The organism is Pseudomonas sp. BO3-4, from assembly GCF_034044115.1.
GTDB classification, from domain to species: Bacteria; Pseudomonadota; Gammaproteobacteria; order Pseudomonadales; family Pseudomonadaceae; genus Aquipseudomonas; species Aquipseudomonas alloputida.
The window spans coordinates 2,578,063-2,596,341 of sequence record NZ_CP139018.1 but is presented as its reverse complement, the minus strand read 5'-3'; the positions used below and the strand labels follow the sequence as shown (position 1 = coordinate 2,596,341).

The 18,279-nt window shown below is 62.5% G+C and carries 18 protein-coding genes; 14 read left to right on the top strand and 4 right to left on the bottom strand.

All coding sequences use genetic code 11. The features are described from left to right. Positions 1-25: 25 nt before the first annotated feature. Entirely contained in the window at positions 26-937 is a 912-nt protein-coding gene (locus tag REH59_RS12055; RefSeq protein ID WP_004577487.1) for an AraC family transcriptional regulator, read from the top strand. A gap of 46 nt (positions 938-983) precedes the next feature. Here REH59_RS12055 and REH59_RS12050 read toward each other — a convergent pair whose 3' ends face one another. Continuing rightward, on the bottom strand, positions 984-1,523 hold the full coding sequence (locus REH59_RS12050) for an RrF2 family transcriptional regulator (RefSeq protein WP_011805352.1): 540 nt from the start codon (positions 1,521-1,523) through the stop codon (positions 984-986). A gap of 193 nt (positions 1,524-1,716) precedes the next feature. Here REH59_RS12050 and REH59_RS12045 point away from each other — a divergent pair, with 193 nt between their 5' ends. After that, a complete protein-coding gene (locus REH59_RS12045; protein ID WP_003256056.1) occupies positions 1,717-2,919 on the top strand; it encodes an NAD(P)/FAD-dependent oxidoreductase in 1,203 nt (400 codons plus the stop codon). A 230-nt stretch (positions 2,920-3,149) separates the two neighbouring features. Continuing rightward, complete coding sequence (locus REH59_RS12040) at positions 3,150-4,775, top strand: methyl-accepting chemotaxis protein (RefSeq protein ID WP_014860038.1); 1,626 nt, start codon at positions 3,150-3,152, stop codon at positions 4,773-4,775. Positions 4,776-4,827: 52 nt separating this feature from the next. On the opposite strand, the gene REH59_RS12035 is transcribed toward REH59_RS12040, so the two are convergent. Next, complete coding sequence (locus REH59_RS12035) at positions 4,828-6,234, bottom strand: purine-cytosine permease family protein (RefSeq protein ID WP_003256059.1); 1,407 nt, start codon at positions 6,232-6,234, stop codon at positions 4,828-4,830. A 316-nt stretch (positions 6,235-6,550) separates the two neighbouring features. Here REH59_RS12035 and REH59_RS12030 point away from each other — a divergent pair, with 316 nt between their 5' ends. The 10 genes from REH59_RS12030 (at position 6,551) to REH59_RS11985 (ending at position 16,214) form a co-directional block, all read left to right on the top strand. Continuing rightward, on the top strand, positions 6,551-7,036 hold the full coding sequence (locus tag REH59_RS12030) for a flavin reductase family protein (protein WP_003256061.1): 486 nt from the start codon (positions 6,551-6,553) through the stop codon (positions 7,034-7,036). Between the two features lie 80 nt (positions 7,037-7,116). Continuing rightward, on the top strand, positions 7,117-8,157 hold the full coding sequence (locus REH59_RS12025; RefSeq protein ID WP_003256063.1) for an LLM class flavin-dependent oxidoreductase: 1,041 nt from the start codon (positions 7,117-7,119) through the stop codon (positions 8,155-8,157). A 264-nt stretch (positions 8,158-8,421) separates the two neighbouring features. Next, positions 8,422-9,018 (top strand): amino acid synthesis family protein, encoded by a 597-nt coding sequence (locus REH59_RS12020; protein ID WP_003256068.1) that lies wholly within the window; start codon positions 8,422-8,424, stop codon positions 9,016-9,018. Positions 9,019-9,086: 68 nt separating this feature from the next. After that, the gene (locus tag REH59_RS12015) at positions 9,087-9,920 is read left to right on the top strand and encodes an alpha/beta fold hydrolase (RefSeq protein WP_003256070.1); all 834 of its coding nucleotides are present in this window, start codon (positions 9,087-9,089) and stop codon (positions 9,918-9,920) included. Beyond that, complete coding sequence (locus tag REH59_RS12010; protein WP_003256071.1) at positions 9,917-11,398, top strand: aldehyde dehydrogenase; 1,482 nt, start codon at positions 9,917-9,919, stop codon at positions 11,396-11,398. Before REH59_RS12015 ends, REH59_RS12010 begins: the two co-directional genes overlap by 4 nt. Before the next feature lie 12 nt (positions 11,399-11,410). Further along, a complete protein-coding gene (locus REH59_RS12005) occupies positions 11,411-11,896 on the top strand; it encodes a flavin reductase family protein (protein WP_003256072.1) in 486 nt (161 codons plus the stop codon). A 186-nt stretch (positions 11,897-12,082) separates the two neighbouring features. After that, a complete protein-coding gene (locus REH59_RS12000; protein ID WP_003256073.1) occupies positions 12,083-12,472 on the top strand; it encodes a carboxymuconolactone decarboxylase family protein in 390 nt (129 codons plus the stop codon). A gap of 88 nt (positions 12,473-12,560) precedes the next feature. Continuing rightward, positions 12,561-13,313, top strand: a complete 753-nt coding sequence (locus REH59_RS11995) for a GntR family transcriptional regulator (RefSeq protein WP_012052005.1) — start codon at positions 12,561-12,563, stop codon at positions 13,311-13,313. Between the two features lie 2 nt (positions 13,314-13,315). Further along, the gene (locus REH59_RS11990) at positions 13,316-13,879 is read left to right on the top strand and encodes an NUDIX hydrolase (RefSeq protein ID WP_010954491.1); all 564 of its coding nucleotides are present in this window, start codon (positions 13,316-13,318) and stop codon (positions 13,877-13,879) included. Positions 13,880-14,030: 151 nt separating this feature from the next. Beyond that, the gene (locus REH59_RS11985; protein ID WP_128573637.1) at positions 14,031-16,214 is read left to right on the top strand and encodes an ATP-binding protein; all 2,184 of its coding nucleotides are present in this window, start codon (positions 14,031-14,033) and stop codon (positions 16,212-16,214) included. 22 nt (positions 16,215-16,236) lie between these two features. Here the strand turns inward: REH59_RS11985 and REH59_RS11980 are convergent, their stop codons facing one another. Both REH59_RS11980 and REH59_RS11975 read right to left on the bottom strand, forming a co-directional pair. Then, positions 16,237-16,869, bottom strand: coding sequence for a LysE family translocator (locus REH59_RS11980; protein WP_003256077.1), 633 nt, complete (start codon positions 16,867-16,869; stop codon positions 16,237-16,239). A gap of 66 nt (positions 16,870-16,935) precedes the next feature. Continuing rightward, positions 16,936-17,550, bottom strand: a complete 615-nt coding sequence (locus REH59_RS11975; RefSeq protein ID WP_003256078.1) for a LysE family translocator — start codon at positions 17,548-17,550, stop codon at positions 16,936-16,938. 111 nt (positions 17,551-17,661) lie between these two features. Here REH59_RS11975 and REH59_RS11970 point away from each other — a divergent pair, with 111 nt between their 5' ends. Beyond that, positions 17,662-18,114, top strand: a complete 453-nt coding sequence (locus REH59_RS11970) for an Lrp/AsnC family transcriptional regulator (RefSeq protein ID WP_003256079.1) — start codon at positions 17,662-17,664, stop codon at positions 18,112-18,114. Positions 18,115-18,279 lie beyond the last annotated feature (165 nt).

Genomic DNA, 18,279 nt, shown 5'->3' with positions numbered 1-18,279 from the left:
CCTTGTTCCTGAGTCTTTGTATTAGATGATTTCGTCCAGCCACCTTGTCGATTGGTTATTAGAGGGCCTGGAGCTCGATGCCAGCCTGTTTCATGTCGGGCGCTATTGCGGTGGCTGGCATGCCAGCACCCAGGGCATGGGCCGCGCCAGCTTTCACCTGGTGGTGCAAGGGCATTGCTGGCTGCACATTGACGGCCAGCCGCAACCGGTGCGCCTGGAGAAGGGAGATGCCGTATTCCTGTTGCGCGACCTTGCCTATCGCTTGTCCAGCGATCAGGACCCGGTCGACGCCTGTGCCCAACCGCGCCAGGCCATGCAGTCGCTGGATAGCGAAGCCAGCGACGGCGTCGGGCTGGTTTGCGGCTTCTTCCATTTCCAGTCCGGCCTGTCTTCACTGATTGTCGAAGGCCTGGCCGACTGGATCCTGCTGCGCGCCGAAGACCCCGCCGGCAGTGCGGCGCGGGCGCTGTTCGAGCTCATTCTGGAAGAATGCCGGCGGGCCGCCGGCCCGTCGCAGGCGTTGCTGGAGCGCCTGACGCACCTGTTGTTCCTGTACGTGCTGCGCCAGCAGGTCATTGCCGGGCAGTCACTGGGCGGGCTTGTCGCCCTCGCTCGCCAGCCAGCGTTTACCGGGCTGCTGGAGCAGTTGATCGAACAACCGGGGCAAGCCTGGACGCTGGAGAGCATGGCCGCCTGCACCGGCTTATCGCGGTCTGCGTTTTTCAAGCGCTTCAACGAACTGGCGGGGCAATCGCCAGGGCAGGTGCTGCTGGCACTGCGCATGCGCCATGCCAGCCAGTTGCTGCGGGCGGGTAATACCGTGGAGCAAGTGGGTGCGCAGGTGGGGTATCAGTCGGTGGCGGCGTTTACCCGGGCATTTGCCAAGGCCATGGGGGTGCAGCCTGGGGCCTATCGGCGCCAACACGAAGGGCGCTGATCGGCGTACTTCCCTGCTCGCGCAAAGGCCGGTTCGGGCAAGCCCTTCACACCTGGTCTACCGGAATATCCCCAGCCCCCTTGGCCTCCCGCCGCTCACCCATCCAGGCATCGACCTGCTGGCCAAATTCAGCCGGGGCCTTGCGCCCGAAGCGCATGGCCAGGTCCAGCACAGTCTGCTGTGCCAATGACTCTTCCATGCGCTTCTGCGCCCCCAGCATCACTGCGTGGATCGCACAGGTACCCTCGGTCGCCCAACGCGGCGGCGAGCCGTCGAACAAGGTGCAACGCTCGCGCACCTCGCGGCAATCGAAGATCTTCTTCGGTCCATCAATGGCATGGACGATATCCAGCACGCTGATCTGCGCCGCCGGCCGCGCCAGGCGGAAGCCGCCGCGCACGCCTTCGGTGGCCGCCACCAGCCCGGCACGGGCCAGCTTGGTGAAGACCTTGGCCAGGTATTCCTGCGGCACGCCTTGCAACTCGGCCAGGTCGCGCACGCTGGAATCACGAGTTTCACCGCGCTCGTCGACTAAAAACAACAGGCAATGGATACCGTATTCCACGCCAGCACTGTAAAGCGACATTCAAATCTCCGACCGATTTTGTCGTACATGTTACGCCGATACCCCGGCACTGACAAAACAAGGTGTCAAAAGGTAGCTCCACTGCAAAGGGAAAAGCCCTTGCCGAAGGCAACTACGACCGATATAGTCGTAGTTACTCGAAGGCCATACAGCTGGCCCCCGATGCCCTCTTCGAACCTTGCGGAGCACCTTCATGAAATCCAACATCCTGATCATCGGTGCCGGCTTTGCCGGTGTCTGGAGCGCCCTGAGCGCTGCCCGCCTACTCGACCAGGCGCAACGTGCCGACCTCAGCATCAGCGTGCTGGCGCCACAGCCGGAACTGCGCATTCGTCCGCGCTTTTACGAGGCCGACGTGCATGGCATGAAGGCGCCTCTGGGTGATCTGTTCGAGGCTGTGGGCATTCACTTCTTCCCGGGCAACGCCGACAGCATCGACACCGAAGGTCGCAGCGTCAGCTATACCGATACCCACGGCCAGCCACAGCGCATCGCCTACGACCGCCTGATCCTGGCCGCAGGCAGCCAGGTTGCCCGCCCGGCAGTACCAGGCCTGGCGGAGCATGCGTTCGATGTCGACCAGATGGAATCGGCCATGCGCCTGGAGCAGCATCTGGTCGATCTGGCCGCCCTGCCCGCTTCGCCAACTCGCAATACCGTGGTGGTGTGCGGCGGCGGCTTCACCGGCATCGAGACCGCAACCGAAATGCCTACTCGCCTGCGCTCGATCTTCGGGGCCGACGCGGCATTGCGGGTAGTGGTGGTCGACCGTGGTGCGCAAGTGGGGGCGGCATTGGGTGAAGGGATCACACCGTCGATTGTTGCCGCGTGTGAACAGGCCGGGGTCGAATGGCTGGCCGGCGCTTCCGTGGTGGCTGTCGATGCTGCGGGAGTCACCCTGGACAACGGCGAGCACATCGCCAGCAACACGGTAATCTGGACCGTTGGCGTCAAGGCCAGCCCGTTGACGGCGCACGTTGCCGGCGAGCGCGATACCTTCGGCCGGCTGAAAGTGGATGGCCATTTGAAAGTGCTGGGCCAGGAGCACGTTTACGCCACCGGCGACACCGCCTGGGCTGCGGTGGATGACCTGGGCAACCATGCCCTGATGACGTGCCAGCACGCCATCCCCATGGGCCGCCACGCCGGCAACAACGCCGCCGCCGACCTGCTCGGCCTGCAGCCGGTGCTGTATCGCCAGCCCAAATACGTCACCTGCCTGGACCTGGGAGACTGGGGCGCCGCTTTCAGCGAAGGCTGGGAGCGCGAACTGAAGCTGCACGGCCAGGAAGGCAAGGCCCTCAAGCGCCAGATCAACTCGGTATGGATTTATCCGCCAGCGGCTGACCGCGCCTTGGCGCTGGCTGCGGCGGACCCAATGATCGCCATCGTTTAACGGCATTTTTCTGACAAAACCGTCAACAATTGGCGCTTTTGTCAGTTTTGGCCGTTACATTGAATGGCTGTTCAATAATGATGGCCATATGGCATCATTGAAATCAAAAAAGTCACGAGGGTGAGACACACAAACAACTCCGCAGCGCATCAAGAGCCTGGCGCCATACCGGTGACCCGGCCATCCACCCAAGCTCCTGAGGCCTGCACGCCACCGTCAAGGAGCATTCCATGCAGTTACGGAATTTGAAGATCGGCATTCGCGCTGCAAGCGTGTTCGCCCTGTTGGGCATCCTGGTCCTGTTCATGGGCTTGATCGCACTTTACGAAACCCGGCAGATGGACAAGGCCACGGATGAAATCCGGGTGACCTGGATGCCGGCCGTAATAGCCCTCGGTGACATCAGCTCCAACCTCGGGCGTGCCCGCGCCGTCACCTTGCGTGCCGCCCTGGACGACAACCCCAGTGACCGCGAGCGCAACCTGCAGATGCTCAACGGCATCAATACCGAGCTGAATAATGCGCTGAAGGATTATGCCGACACGATCATCGCTGCCGATGACCGCGCCCTGTTCAATGCCTTCAGCGCTGCTTATCAGCACTATTTCGAATTACAGACCCGTGTGCTGCAAGGCATTCAAGCTGGGCACATGGACGATGCCAAGCAGCAGATCAGCGGCCCGCTGACTCAGCGCGCCGACAGCATGATGCAGGCCATGGCAGCGTTGATCGCCTATAACGGCACAGGTGCCGAACAAGCCTCGCAGCGCAGCAGCGACGTAGCGGACGAAGCGTTCACCGCGCTGGTTGCCTCACTGGTGGTGATCATGCTGGCCCTTGCCACCATCGCTACCGTGCTCACCCGCAGTATCGTCGTGCCGCTGGCCGATGCGCTGGCTGTGGCCGAGCGCGTGGCGACCGGCGACCTGACCCGGGAGATACGGGTAACCGGCCGCGATGAGCCGGCCATGCTATTGCGCGCCCTGAGCCGGATGCAGGGCAGCCTGCGCGATACCATTCGCCAGATCGCCGCGTCTTCCGACCAACTGGCCTCGGCCTCGGAAGAACTGCACACCGTCACTGAAGACACCAGCCGCGGCCTGCATCAGCAGAGTGCAGAAATCGACCAGGCCGCCACGGCGGTGAACCAGATGACTGCGGCAGTCGAGGAAGTGGCGAACAACGCGGTCAGCACTGCTGATGCTTCCAAAGGCGCTGACCAGACAACCCGCGATGGCCGCGACCAGGTCAACCAGGCGTTGGCATCCATCCAGCATCTGGTAGCGGATGTGACCGGCACATCGGTTGAGATCGAGCAGCTGGCCAGCAACGCCAACGAGATCAGCCGGGTGCTGGACGTGATTGGTGCAATTGCCGGGCAGACCAACCTGCTGGCACTGAACGCCGCCATCGAGGCGGCACGGGCCGGAGAGGCAGGACGTGGGTTTGCCGTGGTGGCTGACGAGGTACGCGCCCTCGCCCACCGTACCCAGCAATCGACGGCAGAGATCGAGCAGATGATTGCCGGGATTCAGAACGGCACCGAGCGGGCAGTGACAGCAATGCACAGCAGCCAGGGTCGCGCCACGGGTACGCTGGAAGTGGCACAAAGCGCAGGGCAGGCGTTGGAGGTGATTGCCGAGGCCATTGCTTCGATCAACCAGCGCAACCTGGTGATTGCCAGTGCCTCGGAGGAGCAGGCGCAGGTCGCACGCGAGGTGGACCGGAACCTGGTGAATATTCGTGACCTGGCGATGCAAACGTCGGCGGGCGCGAACCAGACCAGTGCGGCGGCGCAGGATCTGTCGCGGTTGGCGGTGGACCTGAACGGGATGGTGGCGCAGTTCAAGGTTTGATCCAAAACAGCCGGGGCCGCATTGCGGCCCCGGCTACAGCAACAGCGGTCTATCAGTCGTTGACGCTTACCACCCGCCCCGCCTTCTCGACAGCCTTGCCGCGCGTCGCCAGGCAGTAGTAAAGCGGCACGGTCACCAGCAAGCCGAACAGCCACGACAGGTCAGCCCCTTCGACAATGTTCGAGTACGGCCCCACATACAGCGAAGTATTGGCAAACGGCAGCTGCACCAGGATGCCGCAGGCATAGGCAATGATCGCGTGGTGGTTGAAGCGGCCATAGATGCCGCCGTCGGCACTGAAGATCGAGGCGATGTCGTACTGGCCCTTCTTGATCAGGTAGAAGTCGATCAGGTTGATCGAAGCCCACGGCACCAGCACCAGCAGCAGCGCCAGGATCAGGCCGATGAACTGGCCGATGAAGTCCGCCGAGGCATTCAGTGCCACCATCCCGCAGCCCACCAGAATGATCGAGGCCAGGATCACCCGTACCCTGATGCTCGGCGTCCACTCGGCCATGAAGGTCTGGATCGCGGTCACGATCGACAGCACGGCGCCGTAGAGGTTGAGGGCGTTGTGGCTGATGATGTTAAGCAGGAACAGCACCATCAGGATCGGGCCCAGCCAGCCGGTGGCCTGCTTCACCGCATCCATTGCGTCGGTGCCTTCCGGCACGCACAGCACCGCCACCGTACCAAAGCTGAAGCACAGGATGGTGCCCAGGGTGGCGCCGAAGTAAGTGGCCCAGAACGGCTTGGCAATGCCCACTTCACGGGGCAGGTAGCGCGAGTAGTCAGAGGTGTACGGCGAGAAGCTGATCTGCCAGATCACACCCAGCGACACGGTGGCAATGAAGCCCGACAGGTTGAACGCGCCACGGCTGAAAAAGTCAGCCGGCAGATCCTGGACGAACATCATGATGAAACCGGCCAGCAACGCCGAGCCCATCACCCAGGTACCGATGCGGTTGAGGATATGGATAAAGCGGTAGCCGATCACGCCAATGGCAGTCGCACTCAGGGCACCGATCACGATCGCGCCGGGCATCGGCACGCTCGGCGCGATGCCGTGAATGGTCTTGCCCGCCAGGACGATATTGGAAATGAAGAAGCCGACATAGATCAGCGCGGTGAAGAACACGATCAGCAAGGCACCGTAGCGGCCAAACTGGCCACGGCTCTGCACCATTTGCGGAATGCCCAGCTGCGGCCCCTGTGCAGAGGCCAGGGCGATGACCACGCCCCCGACCAGATGGCCCAGCACGATGGCGATCAGGCCCCACAACAGGTTCAGGTGGAACACCTGGACCACCATGGCGCCGGTCACGATAGGCAATGGCGCAATGTTGGTACTGAACCAGAGGGTGAACAGGTCGCGCGCCTTCCCATGGCGCTCGGCAGGTGGAACGTAATCGACCGTGTGATTCTCGACAAACTGGTGCTGCGACGACGGTTGGGACATGGTTTTCAGCTCGAAAGGTCGTTTTTATCTTTGTAAGGAAACCGCATCAAGGCGGCCTCTCAGCTGCGGACCATATTATGGTATTCCAAACTTTTGACAACACTGATCCGCATGAAAAAACGGCCACTGATCCGCTTGCGAAACCCCTGCGACAAACCGCCTCACCGCTCAAGGCCACGGTTTTCGTGGCTTTGGGCCGTTCATCGCGAAAACTCAGGGTTGAAAATTCCGCTTGCAAAATAGGTATTACGGTATACCATCAGACACATCAACGATAAAAACCGCGGACCACCGCAGCCCTTCAGAGGTACTCCCGATGATCGACGCAACTGTCTACAAGAACGTTCTGGGCTCCTTCCCGTCCGGCGTTACCGTCATCACCACCCAGGACGACGACGGCTCGGTCGTCGGCCTGACCGCCAGCGCCTTCTCCTCCCTGTCGATGGACCCGCCGCTGGTGCTGTTCTGCCCCAACTACACCTCCGACTCCTACCCGGTACTGATCAAGCAGAAGCGCTTTGCCATTCACCTGCTGTCCGGTGAACAGCAGGCTGAAGCCTACGCGTTCGCCAAGAAGGGCAAGGACAAGGCCAGCGGCATCGAGTGGACCCTGAGCGAACTGGGCAACCCGATCCTGGCCGGTGCCACCGCCGTCATCGAATGCGAACTGTGGCGTGAATATGAAGGTGGCGACCACGCCATCATGGTGGGCAAGGTACACAACCTGATCGTCCCTGCCGAAGCGCCACGGCCGATGGTGTACTGCCGCGGCAAGATGGCCAGCCTGCCGGCCTTTGCCTGAAGCCTGCAGTTGGACGCAGCCCGCTCCCACACTGAAGCCCGATTGACTGACGGGCAATAACAAGCGTTGAGGAAAAACCCATGAAATTTTCGTTGTTCGTACACATGGAACGTTGGGATGAACAGGTCAGCCACCGCCAGCTGTTCGAAGACCTGACCGAACTGACCCTGATGGCCGAAGACGGCGGTTTCAGCACCGTGTGGATCGGCGAACACCACGCCATGGAATACACCATTTCGCCAAGCCCGATGCCGCTGCTGGCCTACCTGGCCGCGCGCACCGAGAAGATCCGCCTGGGCGCTGGCACCATCATCGCGCCGTTCTGGAACCCGATCCGCGTCGCTGGCGAATGCGCCCTGCTCGACGTGATCAGCAACGGCCGCATGGAAGTGGGCCTGGCCCGCGGCGCCTACCAGTTCGAGTTCGACCGCATGGCAGGTGGCATGCCGGCCACCGACGGCGGCAAGGCGCTGCGCGAGATGGTACCGGTGGTGCGTAAGCTGTGGGAAGGCGACTACGCCCACGACGGTGAAATCTACAAGTTCCCGACCTCCACCAGCGTACCGAAGCCGTTCAACGCCACGCCGCCCATGTGGATCGCCGCCCGCGACCCGGACTCGCACAACTTCGCCGTTGCCAATGGTTGCAATGTCATGGTCACCCCGCTGATGAAGGGGGACGAAGAAGTGCTGGACCTGAAGAACAAGTTCCAGGCCGCCCTGGACAACAACCCAGACGTGCCGCGCCCGCAACTGATGGTGCTGCGCCACACCCATGTGCACAGCCCGGCTGATCCGGAAGGCTGGAAGGTCGGCGCCCAGGCGATCTCGCGCTTCTACCGCACCTTCGATGCCTGGTTCGGCAACAAGACCACCCCGGTGAATGGCTTTCTGGAGCCGAGCCCGGAGTCAAAATTCGCCGAAGTGCCGGCGTTCCAGCTGGAGAACATCCGCAAGAACACCATGATCGGCACGCCGGAAGAGATCATCGCGCGCATCAAGTACTACCAGGAACTGGGCGTCGACGAGTTCAGCTTCTGGTGCGACAACAGCTTGCCCCACGCCGAGAAGAAGAAGTCGCTCGAGCTGTTCATCAAGGAAGTGGTGCCGGCGTTCGCCTGAATTCCCATTGCCTGAATCATTGCGGGACGCGCCCGCTCCCGTGGGCCCCTTCGGCCTGCGTGAGCGGGCTTTTTTTTGAAACCTGTGCAGTCCTTGTGGGAGCGGGCAAGCCCGCGAAGAGGCCAGTACAGACAACAGAGAAATCAAGGCATCAGGCCACCTTTCGTCCCCCGACAAGAGAAATTTCCTGACACCTCTTGCACAACAAATATTATGGTATACCATCAGACAACAAGAGCTGATAACCCTCACCAGGAGCCATCCATGAGTTTCGAAATCCGCAAGATCGTCACCTACTCCGAAGAGACCCGCATCGAAGGCGGCAAAGCCACCGACAAGCCGGTGACCATGGTCGGCCTGGCCGTCGTGATCAAGAACCCATGGGCCGGTCGCGGTTTCGTTGAAGATCTGAAGCCGGAAATTCGCGCCAACTGCTCGGAGCTGGGTGCCCTGATGGTCGAGCGCCTGACTGCTGCCATTGGCGGCGCCGACAAGATCGAGGCCTACGGTAAGGCCGCCGTCGTCGGCGCCGATGGCGAAATCGAGCACGCCTCGGCCGTCATCCATACCCTGCGCTTCGGCAACCACTACCGCGAGGCGGTACAGGCCAAGAGCTACCTGAGCTTCACCAACAAGCGCGGCGGCCCAGGCACTTCGATCCAGATCCCGATGATGCAGAAGGACGACGAAGGCCTGCGTTCGCACTACATCACCCTGGAAATGCAGATCGAAGATGCCCCGCGTGCCGATGAAATCGTCGTGGTCCTGGGCGCAGCCGATGGCGGCCGCCTGCACCCGCGCATCGGCAACCGTTACATCGACCTGGAAGAACTGGCTGCCGAAAAAGCCAACGCTCAATAACAACAACCAAGACGGGCCGGGGCGTGGCGTGCTTACCCGCCGCGCCCGACCTTCAAGGAGCGCCCTCCATGATTCAGCCTGTCGCTGAACGCACACCTGCCGGCACCAGCTATCTGGATGTCGGCCAGGGCCAACCCGTGGTGCTGATCCACGGCGTGGGCCTGAACAAGGAAATGTGGGGCGGTCAGTTCGTTGGCCTGGCCAACGACTACCGCGTCATCGCCTACGACATGCTCGGCCACGGTCAAAGCCGCGTACCGGCCGCCGACACACCGCTGGAAGGCTATGCCGACCAGCTCGCCGAACTGCTTGACCACCTGCAAATTGCACAAGCCACCGTAATCGGCTTCTCCATGGGCGGCCTGGTTGCCCGTGCGTTCGCCCTCAATTACCCGCAGCGCCTGGCTGCACTGGTCGTGCTCAACAGCGTGTTCAACCGCACCCCCGAGCAAAGTGCCGGGGTGATCGCCCGCGCTGCCCAGGCGGCGGAGCTGGGCCCAGACGCCAACGTCGATGCTGCCCTGGACCGCTGGTTCAGCCGTGAATACAAGGCTGCCAACCCGGCGCAGGTCGCCGCCATTCGCCAGGTGCTGGCGAGCAACGACCCGCAGGGTTACCACACCACTTATTCGCTGTTCGCCACTCAGGACATGTACCGCGCCGACGACCTGGGCAGTATCCAGGTGCCGACGCTGATCGCCACCGGCGAACTCGACTCGGGCTCCACCCCGGCCATGACCCGCCAGCTCGCCGCCAGCATTCCTGGCGCACGCAGTGTGGTCCTCGCCGAGCAACGGCATATGATGCCAGTGGAAGCACCGCGTGAAGTCAACAAGATGCTGCTGGACTTCCTCACCCAAGCCCGCACCCTCACCGAATCCGCCAAGGGGATTGTTGCATGACCCTCGTTCGTTTCCAGATGTGCATCGACGGCCAATGGCGCGATGCCCAGAGCGGCAAGACCTTCGACAGCCTCAACCCGGCCACCGCCCAGGCCTGGGCGCAACTGCCCGACGCCGATGAAGCCGATGTGGAGCTGGCCGTTCAGGCCGCCCAGCGTGCCTTCGACAGCAAGGCGTGGCGCAGCATTACCGCCACCGCGCGCGGCAAGCTGTTGCGTCGTCTGGGTGACCTGATTGCCGAGAACAAGGAGCACCTGGCCCAGCTGGAAAGCCGTGACAACGGCAAGCTGATCCGCGAAACCCGCGGTCAGGTCGGCTATCTGCCGGAGTTCTTCCACTACACTGCGGGCCTGGCCGACAAGCTCGAAGGCGGCACCCTGCCGTTGGACAAACCCGACCTGTTCGCCTACACCGTGCACGAGCCAATCGGCGTGGTTGCCGGGATCATCCCGTGGAACAGCCCGCTGTACCTCACCGCGATCAAGCTGGCGCCGGCCTTGGCTGCCGGCAACACCATCGTGCTCAAACCGTCCGAGCACGCCTCGGCAACCATCCTCGAGCTGGCCCGACTGGCCCTTGAGGCCGGCTTCCCGGCCGGTGTGGTCAACGTGGTCACCGGCTACGGCCCCAGCACCGGCGCGGCGCTGACCCGCCACCCGCTGGTGCGCAAGATCGCCTTCACCGGCGGTGCCGCCACCGCCCGCCACGTGGTGCGCAGCAGTGCCGAAAACTTCGCCAAGCTGTCGCTGGAACTGGGTGGCAAGTCGCCGAACATCATCTTCGCCGACGCCGACCTGGACAGCGCCATCAATGGCGCCGTGGCCGGCATCTACGCCGCGTCCGGGCAAAGCTGCGTGGCCGGTTCGCGCCTGCTGGTGCAGGATGAAATCTTCGACGTGTTCGTCGAGCGCCTGATTGCCCGCGCCAAGCGCATCCGCATCGGCAACCCGCAGGACGACGCCAGCGAAATGGGCCCGATGGCCACCGCGCAACAGCTGGCAGTCGTCGAAGGCCTGGTGGCAGCAGCCAAGGCCGAAGGCGCAAAACTGCACATGGGCGGAAAGCGTGCCGACGTTGAAGGTGACGGCTGGTTCTACGAGCCGACCCTGTTCGAGTGCGACAGCAACGCGATGACCATCATGCAGGAAGAAGTGTTCGGCCCGGTCGCCGCGGTGATCCGCTTCAAGACCGAAGAAGAAGCACTGGCCATAGCCAACGACTCGCAATTCGGCCTGGCTGCCGGCATCTGGACGCGCGATCTGGGCCGTGCCCACCGCCTGGCCCGCGACGTGCGTTCGGGGATCATCTGGGTCAACACCTACCGTGCCGTGTCGGCCATGGCACCGATAGGTGGTTTCAAGAACAGCGGCTACGGCCGTGAGAGCGGCATCGATTCGGTGCTGGCCTATACCGAGCTGAAGACCGTGTGGATCAACTTGTCCACCGCGCCGATGCCCGACCCGTTCGTGATGCGCTAGGAGGAACACGAGATGATCGAACCCGGCATCTACAAAGACGTGATGGGCTCCTTCCCATCCGGCGTCACGGTAGTGACCACACTGGACGCCGACGGCGGCATCGTCGGCATCACCGCCAGTGCATTCAGCGCGCTGTCGATCGACCCGGCGCTGGTGCTGTTCTGCCCCAACTACGCCTCCGACACCTACCCGATCCTGCGCGACAGCAAGCAGTTCGCCATCCACCTGCTGTCCGCCGACCAGACCGCCGAAGCCTATGCCTTCGCAGGCAAGGGCAAGGACAAGGCCAAGGGCGTGGAGTGGCACCTGAGCGAGCTGGGCAACCCCCTGCTGGCCAAGGCTACGGCGATCATCGAGTGCGAGTTGTGGCGCGAGTACGACGGCGGTGACCACGCGATCATTGTCGGCGCGGTGAAGAACCTGGTGTTGCCGGCCGAGCCGGTGACCCCGATGGTCTACCACAAAGGCAAGCTCGGCGCCCTGCCGCCGCTTGGCTGATACATCTTGAAGTCGGTGTTGGCTTTTTCGCGGGCTCGCCCGCTCCCACAGGTATCGCACAGATCCTGGAACCCGTGGGAGCGGGCAAGCCCGCGAAAAAGCCAACACCGATGACCCTGTTTTCAGGGGTCGCGCTAATCGTCTCACCCTCGGTTGCGGCCCCTGTTTTATGCCGGAGTACTGCACATGAGCAATGAAAAGTACGAAAAGGGTCTGAAAATCCGCACCCAGGTGCTGGGCGAGGACTACGTCAACCGCTCGATCCAGAACGCAGATGAGTTCACCAAACCGTTGCAGGAGCTGGTCACCGAGTATTGCTGGGGTCACGTCTGGGGCCGTGAAGGCTTGTCGCTGAAAGAGCGCAGCATGATAAACTTGGCCATGATTTCCGCGCTCAACAGGCCCCACGAGCTCAAATTGCACATTCGCGGTGCCCTGCGCAATGGCCTGAGCCGTGAACAGATTCGCGAAATCCTGCTCCAGGTCGGCATTTATTGCGGCGTACCCGCGGCGGTGGACAGTTTCCGCCTGGCCCGTGAAGCCTTTGCCGAAGCCGATGCGGAGCCAACCCGTTAACAACGGGCTGTTCGAACCACTGCATGGAAAGCCTCGGTTCGAGGCATTCCGCGATGTTGGCGCAACAGCCTCATAAAGAGCGCACCTGATGAAACGCCAGCCACTCGACGACAGCTTCAAGGTCAACCGCAATCCCGTTACTCTGCGCGAAATCGTGCTCGACAAGCTGCGCGCCGCTATCATGAACTTTCACCTGCTGCCCGGCGACCGCTTGGTCGAACGCGACCTGTGCGACCGCCTCGGCGTCAGCCGCACTTCGGTACGTGAAGCGCTGCGTCACCTGGAGTCCGAAGGCCTGGTGGAGTTCGCCGACGCCAAAGGCCCGCGCGTGGCCATCATCACCCTGGAAGACGCACGTGACATCTATGAGCTGCGCTGTGTGCTCGAAGGCCTGATCGTGCAACTGTTCACCCTCAACGCCAAGGCCAAGGACATCCGTGCGCTGGAACGCGCGCTGGAAGTGAACCGCGAGGCACTGGAAGAAGGTGAGCTGCAACAGGTACTGGATTCAGTACAAGGTTTCTACGATGTGCTGCTGGAAGGCTCCGGCAACCAGGTGGCGGCCCAGCAGTTGCGCCAGTTGCAAGCACGCATCAGCTACCTGCGCGCCACCTCGGTATCGCAGGAAAACCGCCGCGGCGCCAGCAACCGCGAAATGGAAAAGATCGTCGAGGCAATCAAGAGCGGTGACCCGCTGGTAGCCCACCAGGCCTCGGTCGACCACGTCCGCGCCGCCGCCAAGGTGGCCTTGGACTACCTGCGCCAGAAGCAGGATGACAACGCCAAAGTGCGCGACATTGTCGAACCCTTGGCCCTGAAGGAACCCCGCATAGGTCGCTGATCATGCCCAATGCCCCGCGCTACTGCCCGCACTGCACCAAGGAACTGGCCCGGGGCGTTCCCACAGGCGATACCCACGAACGCCTGCATTGCACCGGCTGCGGCTACATCCATTACATCAACCCCAAGATCATCGCCGGCTGCATCATCGAGCGCGATGGAAAGTACCTGCTGTGCCAGCGCGCCATCCCCCCTCGCCCCGGCACCTGGACCTTGCCTGCCGGGTTCATGGAGGCTGGCGAAACCACCGAACAGGCGGCGCTGCGCGAGGTATGGGAAGAAAGCGGCGTACGTGCGGACATCGTCTCGCCGTATTCGATCTTCAGCGTGCCAAAGATCAGCGAGGTGTACATCATCTTCCGTGCCATCGTCACCGAAGAGACCGGGCAGTACGGGCCTGAGACGCTGGCGTACAAGTTCTTCGAACCGGATGAAATCCCCTGGGATGAGATCTACTACCCGGCCATCCGGCAAATTCTCGAGCGCTACATCCTCGAGCGGCAGGCAGGGGTGTATGGCATTTACATGGGCAATGATGACACCGGCAAGGTGCACTTCATGCGCTAGCCTGCCCGGCCTCTTCGCGGGTGAATCTGCACGCACCCGGATCGCGCAATGGCAGAGGCTCGTGCAGTGGCACAGCCCCTCACAAAACCCTCGCCAACGGTCTATTCTCGGTGCACCCTAAGGGCCTTGAGAAAGAGGACCGGCAAAGCACATGGCTAGATGGCTAGATGGCGGCGGGCTAATGGCCGAACGCATCCGCAACCACGACTGGGCCACCACCCCCCTGGGCCCGCTGGAACATTGGCCCGATGCCCTGAAAACCACGATAGCTCTGTGCCTGGCCTCGCGCTTTCCGCAAGCCGTGCTCTGGGGCCCGGACTTGATCACCCTGTACAACGATGCCTTCACACCGATTCTCGGTCGCAAGCCCCTGGCCTTGGGCATCCCCTTCCGCGACGTGTGGCACGAAGCCTGGGATGAAATCAGCAGCATGGCGGCCCGCGCGTTGGCCGGCGAAGCGGTTTACATCGAAGACTTCCCGCTGATGATCGACCGCAACGGCGGCCTGGAGCGGGCCTATTTTACCTTCTGCTACAGCCCGATTCGCGGCCATGATGGCGAGATACTGGGCATGCTCGACACGGTCACCGAAACCACCGCCAGCGTGGTCACCAACCAGCGCCTGAACTTTCTCGATACCCTCGGGCGAGCCGTGACCGAGGCGACCGACCCTGACCAGATCATGGCCATCACCACCCGCATGCTGGTCGAGCACCTTGGCTTGTCCAGCTGCGCCTATGCAATGATGGACCCCGACGAGGACGGTTTCACCATTTGCGGCGATGCGGTGACACCCGGCTCACCACGCCTGGTGGGCCACTATCACCTGCATGACTTCGGCCGCCTGGCGGTCAGCCGCCTGCGCAGCGGCCAGGCCCTGGTGATCAACGACAACCTGCGCGAACTGGCCACTGACGAGGCGGCGACTTTTCAGGCCATCGGCATTACGGCCACCATCTGCATGCCACTGATCAAGGGTGGCAAGCTGACCGCGCTGATGGCGATTCACGACCGCGTACCCCGAGTATGGACCGACTACGAGCAAGCACTGATCAGCGAAGTGACCGAGCGATGCTGGGCGCACATACAGCGGGTCCAGGCCCATGCCGAAGTGCGCGAAGCGATGGCGGCCCTGGAAGCGCTCAACACCACCTTGGAACATCGCGTCGAAGAACGCACCACTCAGTTGCTGCACACCGAGGCCGTGCTGCGCCAGGCCCAAAAGCTGGAAGCCATTGGCCAGCTGACCGGCGGGGTAGCCCACGACTTCAATAACCTGCTGACCATCATCCGCTCGTCGCTGCACTTCCTGCAGCGCCCCAACCTGGCCGAGGAGCGCCGCGAGCGCTACCTCAAGACCATGTCCGACACGGTTGACCGTGGTGCCAAACTGACCGGCCAGCTACTGGCCTTCGCCCGACGCCAGGCCCTCAGCCCACAGGTGTTCGAAGCCGGGCCACGGCTGGAAGCCATGGCCGACATGCTCGACACCGTCACTGGCGCGCGCATCCGGGTCGAGCTGCAGCTACCGCAAGCGCCCTGCCACATCCGCGCCGACCTCAGCCAGTTGGAAACCGCGGTAATCAACCTGATGCTCAACGGCCGCGATGCCATGGCTGGCGAAGGTGCCTTGCAGCTGCGCCTGCAGGCCGACCAGTGCCTGCCGGCCTTGCGCGGTCAGCCTTCACAGCCAGGCCCGTTCGCGGCGATATCGGTGAGCGACAACGGAGTCGGTATTGCCACCGAGTTGCTGGAGCGCATCTTCGACCCGTTCTTCACCACCAAGGCCCCAGGTGAAGGTACCGGGCTCGGGTTGTCGCAGGTGTTTGGTTTCGCCAAGCAATCCGGGGGCGATGTACAGGTGAACAGCATCCCCGGCCAGGGCACCACCTTTACCCTGTATCTGCCGCAGGAGGCACCAACTGCGGCCTCGCCCGAAGACGCCTCGGCCGGCAGCCAGCCACAGGTACAGGGCGAGCGGCGACGAATACTGGTGGTAGAAGACAATCCCGACCTGGGCAGTTTCACAGCTCAGCTCCTCGAGGACCACGGCTACCAAATCAGCTATGCACGGTCGGCAGAAGAAGCGCTGGCGCAGTTGACTGGCCCGGCAGGTGATTTTGATGCGGTGTTTTCCGATGTGGTCATGCCCGGCATGGGTGGCTTGGCACTGGCCCGCGAACTTCGCCGCCAGCGCCCGCAGTTGCCGGTGATCCTGACTTCGGGCTATAGCGAGGCGATTGCCGAAGGCGGGCACCAAGGGTTCACCTTCCTGGCCAAACCCTACTCGGCAGAACAGGTGTGCCAGATACTCGGCAAAGTATTCGGCCACTGATACCTTGCATCGCAATAGGCGATCAACGGCGCCCTTCTGCCAGCATGCGCACCGCAAGCCCCGCCAGCACCGTTCCCATCAACCAACGCTGAACCTGTTGCCACAGCGGCCTGCCAGCCAGGAACACGGCGATGGAACCGGCCATGATCGCAATCAGCGCGTTGACCGTAACGCTGATGGCGATCTGCGTCGAACCCAGCACCAGCGACTGCAACAGCACGCTGCCGTGGCCCGGTTCGATGAATTGCGGCATGAGCGACAGGTACATGACGGCAATCTTGGGGTTGAGCAGGCTGGTGGCAAACCCCATGGTGAATAGCCGCCGCGGGCTGTCGGCGGGCAGTTCACGGAGCTGGAACGGCGATTGGCCACCCGGCCGCAGCGCCTGCCAGGCCAGGTACAACAGGTACAGCGCGCCACCGATGCGCAGCGCGTCGTAGGCAAAGGGTACCGCCATCACCAGCGCCGTGATGCCCATTGCCGCGCAGAACATGTAGATGACGAAGCCCAGAGCCACACCGCCAAGCGAAATCAAGCCGGCTTGGCGGCCCTGGCAGATCGAGCGGGAAATCAGGTAGATCATGTTCGGCCCTGGGGTCAGGACCATGCCGAGGCAAATCAAGGCGAACGTGAGCAGTTGCGTGGTTTCGGGCACGGGGCACATCCTGGTTGTGCATTAGGTTGCAGCGAGTTTATCTGAAGTCATGCTGAACCGGTAAATTCAGGTCATTTGCCCAGCTATCAAGCCCAGGGCCACGGTAATCATCGCCATCCCAGACACCCGCCCGACCAGCTTTGCCGCACCCGGCCGAGTGCTCAGCACAGCTTTGGCGCCATAGCCGACCAGCGTGTAGATCACCAGCGAACTGCACAGGTGGACCAGCCCCAGCAACAAGATCTGCAATGGCACAGGCCAGCTCGACTGCGGGTCGGTGAACTGCGGCAGCAGGGCCAGGAACAGCAGGAATACCTTGGGGTTCAGGCCGCTGACGCAAAAACCCTTCAACGCCCAGCGTGAGCCCGACTCCCCCGCTCCGCCCTGCCCGGCCGCCGGCAATGCCGGGCTGAGCAACAGGTTGCCGCCCAGCCACAGCAAGTAACTGCACCCCGCCAGGGTCAGCAAGGTCAGCGCCAACGGGTGACCTGCCAGCAAACTGCCGACCCCGGCCGCCACCACCAGCGTGGCCAGGAAATGCCCCGACAACATCCCCGCCACCGCTGGCATCACCCAGCGCCCACGCATGCCGGCCGAGATGGCATAGGCCCAGTCTGCACCGGGGGTAATCACGAACAGCATCGACACAGCCCAGAACGCCGTCAGCACACTGATAGCCACTTGAATCTTCCTTATCTACTGCATTGGGATGTCGATAGATTACGGATTCCGTCCGGGGATTTTCTTTCGTATATTCCCCCTCGGCATTCATGTACTGGAAGATTCTTCCCAATGGATAGAACTGATCGAAAAATCCTTGCCGAGCTGCAAAAAGACGGGCGGCTGTCGGTAACCGAGCTGGCCGACCGCGTGGGGCTCAGCCTGTCACCCTGTCATCGGCGCTTGAAGGCACTGGAAGAGTCCGGCGCCATTCTGGGCTATCACGCACGGCTGGCACCGAGCGCCCTTGGGCTGAACTTTGCCGCGTTGGTGTTCGTGACGCTACGCGAGGTGACCCGCCAGCCGGTGGCGGACTTTGAAACGGCACTGGCGCAGATCCCGCAGATTGTCGAAGCGCAGCGGCTGTTTGGCGACCCGGATTACCTGCTGCATGTGGTAGCCAAGGACCTGCCGGCGTTTCAGAAGCTGTATGACGAGCATCTGACCAGTATTCCCAATGTGAAACGCTTGAGCTCGACCTTGGTGATGAAGGAAGTGATTCAGGATCGGTTGCTCCCCATGTAGCTGTTTCCTCTTGTGCCGGCCCCTTCGCGGGTAAACCCGCGCCTGCTGTAGGAGCGGGTTTACCCGCAAAAAGGCCGGCCCAGGCAACCTTTCATCTGCCCTGAAAACGCGCACATCGCACCAACCCAGCCCACCGTGATCCGGGTTGCCAACCCGCCGCCCCTC